Annotated in this window: 17 protein-coding genes; 12 read left to right on the top strand and 5 right to left on the bottom strand. The window is 47.3% G+C overall.

The genetic code is table 11. From position 1 onward, the window contains the following. Nucleotides 1-281: 281 nt before the first annotated feature. Entirely contained in the window at nucleotides 282-752 is a 471-nt protein-coding gene (locus M988_RS09270; RefSeq protein WP_004095110.1) for an outer membrane lipoprotein, read from the top strand. An 88-nt stretch (nucleotides 753-840) separates the two neighbouring features. Here the strand turns inward: M988_RS09270 and slyA are convergent, their stop codons facing one another. Continuing rightward, nucleotides 841-1272, bottom strand: coding sequence for a transcriptional regulator SlyA (gene slyA / locus M988_RS09265; protein WP_008813569.1), 432 nt, complete (start codon nucleotides 1270-1272; stop codon nucleotides 841-843). Between the two features lie 175 nt (nucleotides 1273-1447). Here slyA and M988_RS09260 point away from each other — a divergent pair, with 175 nt between their 5' ends. Genes M988_RS09260 through M988_RS09250 form a run of 3 tightly spaced genes read left to right on the top strand, consistent with a single transcriptional unit; the run spans nucleotide 1448 to nucleotide 4591 of the window. Further along, nucleotides 1448-1684: a DUF1656 domain-containing protein gene (locus tag M988_RS09260; protein WP_004095095.1), complete on the top strand. Its 237-nt coding sequence runs from the start codon at nucleotides 1448-1450 to the stop codon at nucleotides 1682-1684. 6 nt (nucleotides 1685-1690) lie between these two features. Continuing rightward, complete coding sequence (locus M988_RS09255) at nucleotides 1691-2551, top strand: efflux RND transporter periplasmic adaptor subunit (protein ID WP_061060024.1); 861 nt, start codon at nucleotides 1691-1693, stop codon at nucleotides 2549-2551. 12 nt (nucleotides 2552-2563) lie between these two features. After that, a complete protein-coding gene (locus M988_RS09250) occupies nucleotides 2564-4591 on the top strand; it encodes an FUSC family protein (RefSeq protein WP_008813572.1) in 2028 nt (675 codons plus the stop codon). On the opposite strand, the gene M988_RS22370 is transcribed toward M988_RS09250, so the two are convergent. Both M988_RS22370 and M988_RS09240 read right to left on the bottom strand, forming a co-directional pair. After that, nucleotides 4588-4827 carry a DUF1289 domain-containing protein gene (locus M988_RS22370; protein ID WP_020303736.1) on the bottom strand — a complete coding sequence of 80 codons (240 nt, stop codon included), beginning with the start codon at nucleotides 4825-4827 and terminating at the stop codon, nucleotides 4588-4590. The two genes, M988_RS09250 and M988_RS22370, sit on opposite strands and share 4 nt — an antisense overlap. A 73-nt stretch (nucleotides 4828-4900) precedes the next feature. Continuing rightward, nucleotides 4901-5803, bottom strand: coding sequence for a LysR family transcriptional regulator (locus tag M988_RS09240; protein WP_064573797.1), 903 nt, complete (start codon nucleotides 5801-5803; stop codon nucleotides 4901-4903). Nucleotides 5804-5922: 119 nt separating this feature from the next. On the opposite strand from M988_RS09240, the gene M988_RS09235 reads away from it, so the two are divergent. From M988_RS09235 to M988_RS09215, 5 genes are all read left to right on the top strand, one after another. Continuing rightward, nucleotides 5923-6564, top strand: a complete 642-nt coding sequence (locus tag M988_RS09235; RefSeq protein WP_064573796.1) for an NAD(P)-dependent oxidoreductase — start codon at nucleotides 5923-5925, stop codon at nucleotides 6562-6564. A 251-nt stretch (nucleotides 6565-6815) separates the two neighbouring features. Continuing rightward, entirely contained in the window at nucleotides 6816-7913 is a 1098-nt protein-coding gene (gene nemA / locus M988_RS09230; RefSeq protein ID WP_064573794.1) for an alkene reductase, read from the top strand. A 194-nt stretch (nucleotides 7914-8107) separates the two neighbouring features. Further along, nucleotides 8108-8515 carry a lactoylglutathione lyase gene (gloA, locus tag M988_RS09225; RefSeq protein ID WP_008813577.1) on the top strand — a complete coding sequence of 136 codons (408 nt, stop codon included), beginning with the start codon at nucleotides 8108-8110 and terminating at the stop codon, nucleotides 8513-8515. Nucleotides 8516-8689: 174 nt separating this feature from the next. Further along, nucleotides 8690-9346 carry a ribonuclease T gene (gene rnt / locus M988_RS09220; RefSeq protein WP_008813578.1) on the top strand — a complete coding sequence of 219 codons (657 nt, stop codon included), beginning with the start codon at nucleotides 8690-8692 and terminating at the stop codon, nucleotides 9344-9346. Nucleotides 9347-9513: 167 nt separating this feature from the next. Continuing rightward, nucleotides 9514-10836, top strand: a complete 1323-nt coding sequence (locus M988_RS09215) for a Na+/H+ antiporter family protein (protein ID WP_061060020.1) — start codon at nucleotides 9514-9516, stop codon at nucleotides 10834-10836. Between the two features lie 61 nt (nucleotides 10837-10897). Here M988_RS09215 and M988_RS09210 read toward each other — a convergent pair whose 3' ends face one another. Then, on the bottom strand, nucleotides 10898-11245 hold the full coding sequence (locus M988_RS09210; protein ID WP_004095076.1) for a Grx4 family monothiol glutaredoxin: 348 nt from the start codon (nucleotides 11243-11245) through the stop codon (nucleotides 10898-10900). A 364-nt stretch (nucleotides 11246-11609) separates the two neighbouring features. On the opposite strand from M988_RS09210, the gene M988_RS09205 reads away from it, so the two are divergent. Further along, a complete protein-coding gene (locus M988_RS09205; RefSeq protein WP_064573792.1) occupies nucleotides 11610-12581 on the top strand; it encodes a C40 family peptidase in 972 nt (323 codons plus the stop codon). Between the two features lie 321 nt (nucleotides 12582-12902). Further along, nucleotides 12903-13481, top strand: coding sequence for a superoxide dismutase [Fe] (gene sodB / locus M988_RS09200; protein WP_008813581.1), 579 nt, complete (start codon nucleotides 12903-12905; stop codon nucleotides 13479-13481). Nucleotides 13482-13572: 91 nt separating this feature from the next. On the opposite strand, the gene cydH is transcribed toward sodB, so the two are convergent. After that, nucleotides 13573-13662: a cytochrome bd-I oxidase subunit CydH gene (gene cydH / locus M988_RS22820; RefSeq protein ID WP_020303734.1), complete on the bottom strand. Its 90-nt coding sequence runs from the start codon at nucleotides 13660-13662 to the stop codon at nucleotides 13573-13575. Between the two features lie 356 nt (nucleotides 13663-14018). Between cydH and purR the strand changes: the two genes are divergently transcribed. Then, nucleotides 14019-15044, top strand: a complete 1026-nt coding sequence (gene purR, locus M988_RS09195; RefSeq protein ID WP_008813582.1) for an HTH-type transcriptional repressor PurR — start codon at nucleotides 14019-14021, stop codon at nucleotides 15042-15044. Nucleotides 15045-15047: the final 3 nt, after the last annotated feature.

Below are 15047 nucleotides of genomic sequence, written 5' to 3'. Positions count from 1 at the left end.
TTCCGTGCCAATATCATAAACTTTCCTTACTTTAGTTGACGTAATATTTTCACAGCGAAAGATTTGCATGCTGACAAAATGCAGTAAAATAGTGATATTCGTTGACGATAATTTAATCCATCGCAACTTAAACGGTTGTTTATTGTTGGTTGAGTCATTCAACGGTATGCTACAGCGATACAGGCAAAGGTATATAGCCAACCCTTTAGAGTAAACACACAGCCGCAACGACAGGCAAAATCAGCCCGCGCGTAAAAGGCCAGAATGGAAGGAATATTTTTATGATTAAGCGTCTTATTGTTATCGCTCTCGCCGGTGCGACATTGGCTGGTTGTGCTAACACCAGTACGTTATCTGGTGACGTTTATACTGCCGGTCAGGCTAAAGAAGTTCAGCAAGTTACCTACGGTAGCATTGTCTCAATTCAGCCAGTTCGAATTCAAGCGGGCAACGATAGCAACGTTATCGGTTCTATCGGCGGCGCGGTTCTGGGTGGATTTTTAGGTAATACTGTCGGTGGTGGTACGGGTCGTAGCCTAGCCACAGCAGCGGGTGCTGTTGCAGGTGGCTTAGCTGGCAACAGCATTGAGGGCGCAGTAAACCGTACCGACGGTGTTCAACTCGTCATTCGTAAAGATGACGGCAAAACCATCGCAGTGGTACAGAAGAACGGCAACAAACCTTTCTCTGTTGGCCAGCGCGTTATGCTGTTGTCTAGCGGTAGCAGCGTGAGTGTTTCCGCAACGAACTAAGCCTTGTGTGGCTAAAAGAGATCACCAAACCGGAGACAATGTCTCCGGTTTTTTTGGGTTTGCTGATAGTAATAAAAAAGACTAATAATTATTTGTTTTGTAGATGAATAATATTTTGTTCCAGACGTTCTATCAAATTGGTCAGCAGTGTCACTTCTTCTGGGGAAACCCCAGATAAAATTTCACCGCGAGTTATGGTAATGACGTCATTGACTTCCTTGATAATAGGTGCGGCTTCTTCCGTTAACTTAATGCGTTTAGCGCGTCGATCGTTTGCGCAGGTATGACGGGTAATTAGCCCCTTTTCCTCAAGCTGGTCTAGCGTACGAACCAGTGAAGGTTGCTCAATGCCGATAGCTTTGGCCAGTTGGATTTGAGACTGGTCTGGCGGTAGACGATTAATGTTGTACAGAGTTACCCAATGCGTCTGCGTTAGTTCCAATGGCTTCAAACGCTGATCGATTAACGCTCTCCATACACGGACTAATCGTGCTAAATCCGACCCTAGTGTCGATTCCAATTTACTCTCCTTATAATTAGCATGCTAAGATACTCACCCAGAGTAGCTTCTAGTTTGGTTCCCAATCGTAAAAAATTCAAATGTATATCTACAACCTCCAGAAAATAATCTATGCATATGGTGAATTAACATCTATGTTACCTATAAATCTCTTAATGGATCAGGAGTGGTAAACATGGACATCATCTCCTCCTCTCAGGGCTCGCCCTTACAGGATCTCATCTTAGGCGCTTCGCTCTATTTTCCGCCTATTTTTAAAGCAGTTCTGCTCGGCATTGTTTTTTGGCTGCTAATCCACCGTATATTTCGCGATACTATTTATTCGGGCGATATTTGGCACCCAACATTGATGGATTTGTCAATTTTTGTCATTTGTGTCAGCGCCAGTCTTTGGCTATTAACCAGTTGGTAAAATAATATGAAACTGAACACATTACGCTACTTCTCAACGGTTATAGTTTGTGCAATAGCGATCACCGCAGGCTGGTGGGCCTGGAATTATTATATGCAATCACCTTGGACTCGCGACGGAAAAGTCCGGGCTGAACTTGTCAATATTACACCAGAAGTATCTGGAAAAATCATCAACGTAAATATCAATGATAACCAACAGGTAAAACAAGGCGATTTACTATTTTCATTAGACCCGACACCCTTTGAAATTGCACTTAGCAACGCCAATGCCGCCATGGCAAAAGCAGAGTCCGATCTGGCTAAGGCCACTCATGAAGCAGCTCGACGCGGCAATCTGCCCCGCAACGTGATTTCTGCGGAAGATCTCGACGAAGCAAATTTAAATGCGCAGGCAATGAAAGCTAATTATAAATCCGCGCAATCTAATTTGGAACAGGCTAAGTGGAATTTACAGCATACTAATATTTATGCGCCCGTCAGTGGTTTTATAACTAATTTACAAACTCGAGTCGGGAATTATGCCTCTATTGGCTCACCCCTTGTGGCTCTTATTGATATTAATTCGTTTTATGTTATGGGATATTTCGAAGAAACTAAGCTAAAGCATATACACATCGGAAATAACGTTGATATAACTCTATATAACGGAAATATCCCACTCCATGGGAGCGTTGAAAGTATTGGGCGCGCGATTTACGACCAAAGCGTAGACAGTAGCGATAATATGCTACTTAACGTAAAACCTAACGTTCCTTGGGTACGCCTTGCTCAACGCGTGCCGATCAGAATAAAACTGGAAAATGTTCCTAAAGACGTTTTGCTGGTGGCTGGCACCACTTGCACAATTACCGTTCGCGCTAACTAACGGGATAGAATTGTGAACATATCCTGGCTAGATTGGCGCAACACGCCATGGGCAAAGGCCAATGCGGGACAATGGCGTTATGCCTTACGCAATGCAATAGCGATGTGCCTTGCTCTGTGGGTGGCGTTTTTACTCGATCTTGATGAACCTTATTGGGCCTTTACTTCAGCCGCGGTGGTGAGTTTCCCAACCGTCGGCGGCGTGATCAGTAAGAGCATTGGTCGTATTGCCGGTAGCTTACTTGGCGCTGCGGCTTCTGTACTCATTGCGGGCCAATGTCTCAACGATCCGTGGCTATTTACGCTATTTATTGCCGCGTGGATAGCAATTTGCACCTACGTTTCCAATCATTATCAAAATAACGTCGCCTATGCTTTTGCGTTAGCGGGCTACACCGCCGCGATCATTGCCTTCTCAACCGCCGAATCAACCGACACCATGCAAATCTTTGATATTGCACAGGCGCGCGTATGCGAAGTGATCACCGGCCTGCTCTGTGGTGCTTTTATGATGATGATTCTCCCCAGCACCTCCGACGGCACTAACCTTCTGACGTCGTTACGACGCATGCACCAACGTCTGTTAGAGCATGCAACTATGCTTTGGCACCCAGAAACAACGCCAGAAATGCGTGCATCGCATGAGGGGTTAATTGGTCAGATCCTCACAATGAACATTTTGCGCATTCAGGCTTTCTGGAGTAACCATCGCCTGCGTAGCCGCAACAATGTGCTAAACTTTTTACTTCACCAGCAGCTACGTCTGACCAGTGTTATCTCAAGCATTCGGCGAATGCTGGTCAATTGGCCCGATCGCCCAGAATTTTTGCAGGATGTGTTGCAAGCGATCATCAAAGAACTTCAGAACCCCGAGACCAATAAATATCGCTTGGCCAAAATCCTCAGTCGTATCTATCCACATGACCCAAGTGACTATCGTCTGCGTTCTTTTTACCTTCGCCTACGTTATTTTTGCTGGCTCTATTTGCAGGGCAGTCGTTGGATAAGACACGTTGAAAAATCATCGCCGGAAGAGACCTTCTCTCCCCCCAAAGTGCATAGTATCGCGCGTCATACCGACAGTATGGAATCAGCCTACAACGCACTACGCACCTTTATCGCGCTGGTTGTTGGCTGCGCATTTTGGATGAATACTCAGTGGGATGCGGGATCGGCGGCGCTGACTATTACCGCCATTACCTGTGTGCTGTACTCCACATCGGCGTCACCGATGACCAGCCTAACGACGCTGTTTAAAGCGATGGTGTTGCTGTCTATTGGCTGCTATCTGGCTAAATTCGGCCTAATGATTCAAATCGATGATTTCTGGGTCTTCTGTGCCTTCTTGTTACCTGTTTTGCTTACGATGCAGCTACTGAAATTACAAAACCCAAAAACAGCCGCGCTCTGGGGGCAGCTCATCGTCTTTATGGGATCTTTTTTGCTGGTCACTAACCCGCCGGAATATGACTATGGAAGTTTTGTCAACGAAAACATCGCCAAGATTTGCGGTGTGCTGCTAGCTGCAGTAGCGTTTCAAATTCTGCGCCCCAGTTCTGATAAACGGAAAAGCCGCAGGATTATTCAAGCACTGCGTCGTGATTTTATCGATCAGATCAGCCGTAGACCTCAGCAAAGCGAAAGCCAGTTCGAATCACGTATTTACCATCGCATCAGTCAATTAAATCAGAGTAAAGATGAGCTATCGCGTATCTGGGTGCTGCGCTGGGGGGTGGTACTGCTGAATTGTAGCCACATCGTTTGGCAACTGCGTGATTGGCAAACCCGTTCCGACCCCCTTTCCGCGGTCCGTGACGTCTGTATTCACTGTCTCAAAGGCATCATGACAGAAAAAGGTATTCAGCATGACTCTCTGGATAAAACCTTGAATGAACTATTACGTATCAGCGACGTTTTGTCTCACCATCCGGATCAGAGTGGCCGAGATTTGGCCGGACTCGTATGGCGTCTGTACTGTTCTCTTTCACAGCTGCAGCAGAAAGTGGTGACGTCAGCGTCTAACAAGTCAATAAAGAGTTAAAAGAGCGATGGTTGCTCAGGCTGATGGGATGGATCGGATTTATCATTGCGCTGTTGGCGCAACCATCGCTGTCGGCACAAGCGCAGGACATCACGCTTTTGCGGATCGCTCAGTTTTATCCAGTTAAAACGCTCGTCTCGGCTGCGCATGCAGCCGCGACAATAGCCGCGCTCGTCGGACTGACAAATACCCCGACAGGGGCTAGGGATCTCAAAGAACTCAAGTTGCTGGGCCACTGCAAACCTCCTGCTTACAGATATAAGTGAAGACGTAAACCCAGCTCAGGGCAAATTTATTATCATTTGTTATTCAACGTTGCTGATAATTTTGGAAATAATCGCGTAAGCATTGCATTGCTTGACGGCTTTTTTCCGTATGAACTCTCTCTAACGTCAACGCATGCAGCTTCAGAGGCGCGGGGCGCCACTCAGGTAACAACAACACCAAATCACCGCGCTTTAACTCATACTCAATCTCATAAAGCGGCTGTATAGAAACGCCTATCCCCTCCAACGTAAATGCGCGTAATACGTTCATACTGCTACTGCCTGTAGCAATATCAGGCAGAGAAATTTTACGCGTTTCTCCGTTGTTCCTATGTAGTTCAATCGAAGCAGGAACAGCCTCATTGGTATTCACCAGCCACTGGTGTTGGCTAAGTTCATCGGGCGTTTCAGGTATCCCGCAGCGATTTAAATAACGGGGAGAAGCGCACAGCACCATAGGCCAAACAGCTAACGGGTGGGCGATATAAGAAGCATCATCCAGTTGGCGATTAACCCGCAGAGCTATGTCCGCGCGAACCTCAATTAAATTGATAATTTCGTCGTTGGCTAAGATTCTCAGACTAAGCTTAGGATGAGCCTGTAACAAAGGGGCTAATGCCTGCGCTAATGGGGCGCCGCCGAGGCCGATCGTGGTCGCAATACGCAACTCGCCTACTAGCGTATCGCGCATTTCGGCCAATCGTTGCTCTGCCTGACTAGCTTCATGCAGCATCGCTTTGCAGCCTGGATAAAAAGCGGCTCCTGCATCGGTAAGCGTAAGTTTCCGGGTAGAGCGATGCAAGAGTGTCACCCTCAGATCTTGCTCTAAAGTGCGCATATGCTGACTCACCGCCGATGGGCTCATCCCCAGACGCCGCCCTGCTGCACTGAAAGAGCCTTCCGCAACCACAACGGCAAAAACGGCCATCCTGTTGAGTTTGTCCATCAATCAGCCTTGTTATCTTGAAGTTTTACTTAAAGAAGTAAGCTTGAATATGCCACTTATCAACCGAATTGTTAAGGTCTAAAGTAGCCCTATCGCAACCTAAGCAGAGGAAAATAACCATGAAACTTGCCATTATTGGAGCCACCGGTTTTGTCGGCCGTGTTGTCGTTGATGAAGCATTAGCACGTGGTCACGAAGTGACTGCTATCGCTCGCAGCCAGAAAGATTTGCCAGATGTAGACCGTTTGCATATTGCACTTGGCGACGTGACTAACGTTGATTGGCTAACACAAACGCTGAAAGGTGTCGATGCCGTTATCAGCGCATTCAACCCCGGCTGGACTGACCCCGATCTGTATGCCAACTTCGTGAAAGGCAGTGATGCCATTTTGACCGCCGTGGAAAAATCAGGGGTGAAACGCTTTCTGGTGGTCGGTGGTGCGGGCAGCCTAGAAGTCGCTCCGGGCGTCGAACTCATCGATACCCCACAGTTCCCAGCAGAAATTCGTCCGGGTGCACAAGGCGCTCGTGAACTGCGCAACAAATTGCGCGCCGGTAGCAAACTGGATTGGACGGTATTATGCCCTGCAGCCATGCTTGAACCGGGCAAACGTACCGGACATTTCCGTCTTGGTACGACTTCATTGCTAATGAATGGAGATGCGCCCGCCAATATTTCAGTCCAAGATTTGGCCGTCGCGATCCTCAATGAAATTGAGCAACCACAATTTATCAAGCAGCAGTTTACTGCCGCTTACTAAACGCTAATGCCCTTCACTCTTCGCCCCACAGGCTGCAACTCCCCAGCCTGTGGGGTTTCTTCGTATTATCGCCGCTTAAAAAACCTTCGCTTTAAATAATTTCATCATAAAGTATTTGCGCGTGTATTGACTTAGACCAACCGGTCTATTAGTCTTTGCCCAAGCCTCGTTGTTTCGTATGCATCATGTCTAACGAGCTCATTTAAACTTCGTAGCGTGCATTGACGCGTTACACCGCCACAGGATTCACTATGAAAATCGAAAAGTTATTCACGCCTGTCACCGTTGGTGATGTCACTTTGCCTAACCGAGTTTTCATGGCTCCGCTGACACGCCTACGCAGCAAAGAACCGGGCGATATTCCAACCCCATTGATGGGCGAATACTATAACCAGCGTGCAAGCGCCGGTTTAATTATCACAGAAGCAACTCAGGTTTCGTTTCAAGCAAAAGGCTATGCCGGCGCGCCCGGTTTACATACACCAGAGCAATTGGATGCGTGGAAAAAAATCGTTGCGGGAGTCCATCAACATGGCGGTCATATCGCGGTACAGCTATGGCACGTAGGCCGTATCTCTCATAACAGTCTCCAGCCGAACAATCAGCCTCCGGTTGCACCATCAGCTATCGCCGCTGACACTCGCACCACGGTTCGAGATGAAAACGGCCATTGGGTACGTGTTCCTTGCTCGGAACCTCGCGCCTTAGAAACCAGCGAAATCCCTGGCATCGTTAACGATTTCCGCCACGCCGTTGCGCTGGCGAGCAAGGCCGGTTTTGATCTGGTCGAACTGCACGCGGCACATGGCTACCTCCTGCATCAGTTTATGTCTCCTGCATCTAACCAACGTACCGACCAATATGGCGGTTCTATTGAAAACCGTGCGCGTTTAACGCTCGAGGTGGTTGATGCTGCTATTGCCGAATCTGGCGCTGGCCGCGTAGGTATTCGCATTTCACCATTGGGGCCATTTAACGGGCTGGATAACGGTGAAGACCAGGAAGAAGCTGCGCTTTATCTCATCGGTCAGCTTAACCAGAGAAAAATTGCTTATTTGCATATCTCTGAGCCAGATTGGGCCGGTGGCAAGCCTTATTCAGAGGCGTTCCGTCAGGCGGTACGTGAAAACTTCAGCGGCATCATTATTGGTTCCGGTGGATACAACGCAGAAAAAGCGGAAACGCTGATTAATCAAGGTCTGATCGACGCAGTTGCCTTTGGACGTAACTTTATTGCCAACCCAGATTTAGTTGAACGTTTAGAGAAAAAAGCATCATTGAATACGCCACAGCCTGAGACCTTCTACGGTGGTGGCGCTGAAGGCTATACAGATTACCCAACGCTGTAATACTTCGGCATATATCCCAATGACGGGAATATATGCCAACCCTCTGGCCGCCTCCACTCAGTCAGAGGGTTTTCCCATTTCTTGTCACCACATCGCTCGCGATTAATGCCGACCTTTTATTGATCGCTGAATGTACGCTGTTACAATGTTCTATACCTTGTAAAGCAAGCCGTTTCGATTTTCAGAGGGAAATTATGCGTTTACTACACACCATGCTGCGCGTCGGTCATCTGCAACGCTCCATCGACTTCTACACCAAAGTTTTAGGCATGCGCCTGCTGCGTACCAGTGAAAACGAAGAGTATAAATACTCTCTGGCCTTCGTCGGTTATAGCGATGAAAGTACCGGTTCTGTGATTGAGCTGACCTATAACTGGGGCGTTGAAAGCTACGAGATGGGCACAGCATTTGGTCACATTGCGCTGGGCGTCGATGATGTTGCAGCAACCTGCGAAAGCATTCGTCAGGCTGGCGGCAAAGTCACTCGTGAAGCGGGTCCGGTAAAAGGCGGCAACACCATTATCGCCTTTGTTGAAGATCCAGATGGTTACAAAATCGAGCTGATCGAAAACAAACAAGCTGGCGCGGGTTTAGGCAACTAATCCTAAGTACCAGAACGTATCAAACCCATGTGGTTTGAGCAAAAACCGAGCGGGCGCCTTAGCGTCCGCTTTTTTATCTGATGCATGAATGAGGCTCGTACCGCGTTTGCGGACTGCAAACTACGTAAAAATTTGCCATAATGCGCGCTGCATTCCATAGACCAGAAGTTGAACATGGCTGAAACCACCAATCTAAATACGCTGAGCGCGCGCTTTCGCGGGTTCTATCCTGTTGTCATTGATGTCGAAACCGCAGGTTTTGATGCCAACACCAACGCGCTACTTGAAATTGCGGCAGTCACATTACGTATGACTGACGATGGATGGTTAGAGCCCGACGAAACACTTCATTTTCACGTTGAGCCTTTTGTTGGCTCCGTACTGGTTCCTGAAGCTTTGGCATTCAACGGTATTGATCCGGAAAACCCATTGCGCGGTGCGGTCAGCGAATACGAAGCCTTACACGCCATCTTCAAAGCCGTACGTAAAGGCATTAAAGAACACGACTGTAATCGTGCCGTCATTGTGGCGCACAATGCCCACTTTGATCACTCGTTTGTGATGGCCGCGGCTGAGCGCGTTGGCTTAAAACGCAACCCTTTCCATCCGTTCGCCACTTTCGATACTGCCGCGCTGAGCGGGCTAGTATTAGGTCAAACCGTGCTGGCTAAGGCCTGCATTGCCGCCAATATCCCATTTGACAGCACCCAAGCACACTCCGCGCTCTACGATACAGAACAGACGGCAACGCTGTTTTGTGAATTGGTAAACCGCTGGAAACGTATGGGTGGATGGCCTCTGCCCGCCAATGCGGAAGAAAGCGCTGAATAAAGATTAATAGCTCGCTATCTAGCGGGCTTTTCCTCTAATTTAGTTGTCTATACAACCCTTGAGCTATGCCCTCCCACTCCGGCTAATTCTTGTTTTTGTCGTGTTAATGCGAAAAAAATGTTATTAAACGTGTTTTATAATTTTTGAACTCTGGGACATTGACGTCTATGAACGCTGTTGTTGTCGCCGTCACGGTGATGCTTTTACTGAGTTTAATGCGGGTGAACGTGGTTATCGCGTTAATCTTTGCGGCTATTACCGGTGGTCTGGTTGGCGGACTCACTCTTGAAACGACCCTAACTACTTTTAGCGGTGGTCTCGGTGGTGGCGCTGAAATTGCACTAAGTTACGCGATGCTAGGGACTTTCGCCGTTGCTATCTCCCGTTCGGGTATCACCGATATATTGGCTCAGAAAGTCATTGCCCGAATGGGGCATCAGCCAAGCGCCAGTAAACTATTTTGGTTTAAGTACGGTTTGCTGCTGATTATTTCTCTCATCGCTATTTCGTCGCAAAACCTGATCCCCATTCACATCGCATTTATCCCGATCTTGATCCCCCCTTTGCTCCACGTGTTTTCACGCATGAATCTCGATCGCCGTGCGGTGGCCTGCGTGCTGACCTTTGGTTTAATAACGCCTTATATGGTATTGCCCATCGGCTTTGGCGGCATCTTCCTGAACAATATTCTGTTAAAGAATTTGAACGGCAACGGCCTAAACGTGACAGCGTCACAAGTTCCTCACGCGATGCTGCTACCGGGATTAGGCATGGTTGTTGGGCTGCTGATAGCCGTATTTTTCAGTTATCGTAAACCACGCCGCTACAGCGAGCGCAAAATTCTTGCTGCAGAACCAGAGCACAAAAGCGTAAAAACACGTCACTTGTGGGTGGCCGGTCTAGCGATACTCGCAGCATTAGGTGTTCAGTTGGCGACCAACTCCATCGTGCTCGGCGCACTGGTGGGGTTCATGGTCTTTATCGCGGGTGGCGTCATTCATTGGAAAGAAACTCAGGATGTTTTCACCCGCGGTGTACATATGATGGCGATGATTGGCTTTATTATGATCACCGCATCAGGATTCGCCGCAGTGATTAAAGCCACCGGCAGCGTTGAAACGCTGGTTGTTTCGATTGAGAGCGTGATCGGTAATAATCGCGGTTTAGCGGCCTTTTTAATGCTATTCGTCGGACTGATCATCACCATGGGGATTGGCTCTTCATTCTCGACGGTGCCAATTATCGCCGCAATTTATGTTCCATTGTGTATCGCTTTTGGTTTTTCACCGATGGCGACAATTGCCATTGTCGGCGTAGCCGGTGCACTTGGCGATGCAGGTTCCCCCGCCTCAGACTCAACGCTCGGCCCCACTTCGGGCTTAAATATGGATGGTCAGCACGATCACATTTGGGATTCGGTTGTTCCTACATTCTTGCACTATAACCTACCCTTGTTAGCCTTCGGCTGGATCGCTGCAATGACGCTGTAAGCTGCACCCAAAATAACAAAGGCGCCCTAAGGCGCCTTTGTTTTATGCGACAACAATATCACTATTGCTGTTCTTCCTGAGCGGGATGCTTCGCCGCAGTTTCTTTAATCAACTGCTGCAATTCACCGGCGCGGTACATTTCGATAATGATGTCACAGCCGCCCACCAGCTCACCTTCGACCCACAATTGTGGGAAGGTTGGCCAGTTAGCATATTTTGGCAATTCGGCGCGAATATCAGGATTTTGCAAAATATCGACATAGGCAAAACGCTCGCCACACGCAGACAATGCCTGAACGGCCTGAGCAGAAAAACCACAGCTCGGCAATTTTGGCGAACCTTTCATGTATAAAATAATTGGGTTTTCAGCAAGTTGGCGCTGAATTTTTTCAATAGTGGTCATTGTCATTTTGTTTTACTTCCTCTAACCAGTGTTATGCAGACAGCATGCAAGTGCATATCAAATTATTGTACTGGATTGTACGCAGCGACGCTCTTAGAAAAAAACGCCATCTTTTATAGGGGTATTTCTGAGGTGTTTCGATCCCTTATCGCTTAAGCTCAGTTTAATCTAAAAACATGCTATGCTATATCCGTTTGGTTCGTGTTTAGATTTACAGCAGAATTTGTTCAAAACAGCATCCGATTTAACTCTTGTAACATTTAGTCACAAAGAGAATATAAATAGCGGAAATGAATGCTGTTCTGTTCCTGTTGTTTATTTAATACTGTTTGCCATGTTTTTTTCTTGGGACAAAGCCTGGAACCTACCAATGCGTCTATATATCGCACTCTTTGTTCTGCTGTTTACTCAGCTATTTGCTAATGCCGCCAATGCCTCTCCGGGGCATAAAGTCGTTGCCGATCAGCGAAAGTCGCACACGACCAGTAGCGAAGCCGCCGATCGTAAAAAGCGAAAGCCTGCGGCTAGCAAAAAAGAAAAAACGCCAACGACTTCTACCGCTAAAAACAAAAAGAGCAGCGATAAAACAGTCGCGAGTAAAAAACAAAACGCTAAAAAAGAGTCGGCCTCGCAGAATAGCGCTTTAGCCAGCAAATTTGCCCGCAATCGTGAAGTTGCTCGTAATAAAGCCAACAGCAAGAAAATTGATAAAGCGGTATTAGCCTCTCTATCTAAACCAAATAAAAAATCTGCTGAAAAAAAGGCAAGCGCCAGAACCGCAACGCTTGCGCATGTCGGCAATAAAAAGAGCTATGGTCGTCAACGCGGCAAACTAAACAGCAAAAATGAATTGGCTAAGCTCGCGCTAAATCAGAATAATGTTGAGATCGTTGATGGCAAGCCAATCCGTTTGAGTCCACAGCATAAAAAGCGCTACCAGAATGCTAAACAGACCGCGATGAACAAGCTGATGAATCAGGTTGGCAAACCCTACCGCTGGGGAGGCTCATCACCTAGCACCGGGTTCGATTGCAGCGGTTTAGTCTACTATGCCTATCAAGATTTGCTGAGTATCAAAATCCCACGCACAGCTAACGAGATGTATCATCTGCGCGATGCAGCTCCGGTGAAGAAAACTGAGTTACAAAAAGGCGATTTAGTCTTCTTCCGCATTAACAACCGTGGCGCTGCCGATCATGTGGGTGTCTATATGGGTGAAGGTAAATTCATCCAGTCACCGCGCACTGGTGAACAAATTCGTATCAGTTATCTGGATAACGATTATTGGCAGGGTCACTATGTGGGTGCTCGCCGTGTCATGACGCCAAAAACAATTCGTTAGATATGCCAAGCAACAGGGATTTATTCATATAACGGATAATCCCTGTAATTTCCCCTCTCCTTTCTCAATATCCTTCCTTCGTACCTTGATGTCTCGCAGTGTTACTGATGGACAATTCATCAATTGATAACCAAAAAGCAAAATTTAGCCTGTTATTAGACTCAAAACTTGCTAAAATCGATCCCCATAACAAGAGCACAACAAGATCGTTTCAAATTTAAAAACCCGCACACTGACGTTAACGTTAGTGTGATGCATGAAACATAAAACACTTGCGTGTAACTGTTTCATCGCAAAATAGATCAATAATAGGAGAGAGCAATGTCTTTTGAATTACCTGCATTACCATACGAAAAAAACGCACTCGAGCCGCACATCTCCGCAGAAACTCTGGAATACCATTACGGTAAGCATCACAACACCTACGTGGTAAACCTAAACAACCTGATCAAAGGCACCGAGTTTGAAGGTAAATCACTGGAAGAGATCATCAAGACCTCTACTGGCGGTATCTTTAACAACGCCGCTCAGGTTTGGAACCATACCTTCTACTGGCACTGCCTGTCTCCAAAAGGCGGCAACGCACCTACTGGCGCAGTAGCAGACGCCATTAACAAAGCCTTTGGTTCTTTCGAAGCCTTCAAAGAAGAACTGACTAAATCTGCCGTGGGCAACTTTGGTTCTGGCTGGACGTGGCTGGTTAAAAAAGCGGACGGTTCTTTAGCTATCGTTAATACCTCAAACGCAGCAACCCCATTGACCAGCGGCGACAAACCACTGCTGACCGTGGACGTTTGGGAACACGCTTACTACATCGATTACCGCAATGCGCGTCCTAAATATCTAGAGAACTTCTGGGCTCTGGTAAACTGGGAATTCGTCGCTAAAAACTTGGCATAAGTTTTTAACGTACGTATATAAGAAAGGCGGTCGATTGACCGCCTTTTGTTTTAGTCATGTTAATAACTAAAGATTCCAACACGTCTTTAAATCAGTGCAGCGCTGCTACAAAGCTAAAGATAACAATAACTGCCAAAGCAGCAACCGTCGTCATTAGGGAATATTTCAGATCGGTTTCCATGTGCTCATCTCCCGCATTTCGTTATCAGATCAATTTTTATTATACATAAACACTTGCAGAAAGTGTGTGAAATCATTTTTACATACATCAAATGAGATCACACGCAGAAAATCATTCTATTATTCTTTCTCTTATCCCCTAATTTTGACTTCCCCTTTTGCATTTTATAGGCCAAAATTTACGGTTTACTGCTACGTATCAGCTTTCATAACGAAAAAGAATAGGCTGGCACTCGAAGTCTCTGCATATTCATTTATTTTATGTGCTTTCATTCGGTGTAATTTTAGATGTACGTAAGCAAACGATTAACACAATAGCTATGTTTTGATTACATAAGCTTAGGAGTCATCTGTTTCATGGCAACGATTAAAGATGTGGCAAAACGCGCGGGCGTTTCCACCACGACTGTGTCTCATGTCATTAATAAAACGCGCTTTGTCGCCGAAGAGACCAAAGCCGCGGTATGGGAAGCAATTAAAGAGCTGCACTATTCTCCCAGTGCCGTCGCCCGTAGCCTGAAAGTTAACCACACTAAATCGATCGGTTTACTGGCCACCTCCAGTGAAGCGCCCTATTTTGCTGAGGTCATCGAAGCCGTAGAGAACGCCTGCTACAGCCAAGGCTATACCCTAATTCTGTGCAATTCGCATAACAATCCAGAAAAGCAAAAAGCCTATCTCGCCATGTTGGCACAAAAGCGTGTTGATGGCCTGCTGGTGATGTGCTCTGAGTATCCAGAGAACCTACTACAGACGCTAGAAGACTACCGTAATATTCCGATGGTCGTTATGGACTGGGGAACGCAGCGCAGCGACTTTACCGATGCGATTCAAGATAACGCCTTCGAAGGGGGCTATTTAGCGGGCCGTTATTTGATTGAACGCGGCCATCGTGACATTGGTGCCATTACCGGACAGCTGTCGCGCAATACCGGCGGTGGACGCCTGCGGGGCTTCCTGAAAGCGCTACAAGAGGCCAATATCCCAACGCGCGATGAGTGGATGGTTGAAGGTGACTTTGAACCCGAGTCTGGATACAAAGCTATGCACCAAATTCTCTCGCAAAAGCATCGCCCGACAGCCGTTTTTGTGGGTGGAGACATCATGGCCATGGGCGCCATCTGCGCCGCAGATGAAATGGGGTTGCGCGTCCCACAAGATATTTCGGTGATCGGGTATGATAACGTACGTAACGCACGTTACTTCACTCCGGCATTAACCACTATTCATCAGCCGAAAGAGCGTCTAGGTGCGATGGCCTTTGATATGCTGCTTGATCGTATCGTGAGCAAACGCGAAGATTCTCAGACTATCGAAGTGCACCCTAAATTGGTAGAGCGTCGTTCAGTAGCCGATGGCCCTTATCTGGACTATCGCCGCTAAGCG

It is taken from the genome of Hafnia paralvei ATCC 29927 (assembly GCF_001655005.1).
Classification (GTDB): domain Bacteria; phylum Pseudomonadota; class Gammaproteobacteria; order Enterobacterales; family Enterobacteriaceae; genus Hafnia; species Hafnia paralvei.
The sequence above is the reverse complement of the archived record's forward strand: the minus strand, read 5'-3'. Positions and strand labels throughout refer to the sequence as shown.

What these genes read in the sequence shown, in the direction of transcription:
- nemA (WP_064573794.1), top strand. Translation starts at nt 6,816, where the DNA reads ATGAAAATCGAAAAGTTATTCACGCCTGTCACCGTTGGTGATGTCACT.
- rnt (WP_008813578.1), top strand. Translation starts at nt 8,690, where the DNA reads ATGGCTGAAACCACCAATCTAAATACGCTGAGCGCGCGCTTTCGCGGG.
- M988_RS09240 (WP_064573797.1), bottom strand. Translation starts at nt 5,803, where the DNA reads ATGGACAAACTCAACAGGATGGCCGTTTTTGCCGTTGTGGTTGCGGAA.
- M988_RS09210 (WP_004095076.1), bottom strand. Translation starts at nt 11,245, where the DNA reads ATGACAATGACCACTATTGAAAAAATTCAGCGCCAACTTGCTGAAAAC.
- sodB (WP_008813581.1), top strand. Translation starts at nt 12,903, where the DNA reads ATGTCTTTTGAATTACCTGCATTACCATACGAAAAAAACGCACTCGAG.
- M988_RS09235 (WP_064573796.1), top strand. Translation starts at nt 5,923, where the DNA reads ATGAAACTTGCCATTATTGGAGCCACCGGTTTTGTCGGCCGTGTTGTC.
- M988_RS09215 (WP_061060020.1), top strand. Translation starts at nt 9,514, where the DNA reads ATGAACGCTGTTGTTGTCGCCGTCACGGTGATGCTTTTACTGAGTTTA.
- M988_RS09260 (WP_004095095.1), top strand. Translation starts at nt 1,448, where the DNA reads ATGGACATCATCTCCTCCTCTCAGGGCTCGCCCTTACAGGATCTCATC.
- gloA (WP_008813577.1), top strand. Translation starts at nt 8,108, where the DNA reads ATGCGTTTACTACACACCATGCTGCGCGTCGGTCATCTGCAACGCTCC.
- M988_RS09270 (WP_004095110.1), top strand. Translation starts at nt 282, where the DNA reads ATGATTAAGCGTCTTATTGTTATCGCTCTCGCCGGTGCGACATTGGCT.
- M988_RS09205 (WP_064573792.1), top strand. Translation starts at nt 11,610, where the DNA reads ATGCGTCTATATATCGCACTCTTTGTTCTGCTGTTTACTCAGCTATTT.
- purR (WP_008813582.1), top strand. Translation starts at nt 14,019, where the DNA reads ATGGCAACGATTAAAGATGTGGCAAAACGCGCGGGCGTTTCCACCACG.
- cydH (WP_020303734.1), bottom strand. Translation starts at nt 13,662, where the DNA reads ATGGAAACCGATCTGAAATATTCCCTAATGACGACGGTTGCTGCTTTG.
- M988_RS09255 (WP_061060024.1), top strand. Translation starts at nt 1,691, where the DNA reads ATGAAACTGAACACATTACGCTACTTCTCAACGGTTATAGTTTGTGCA.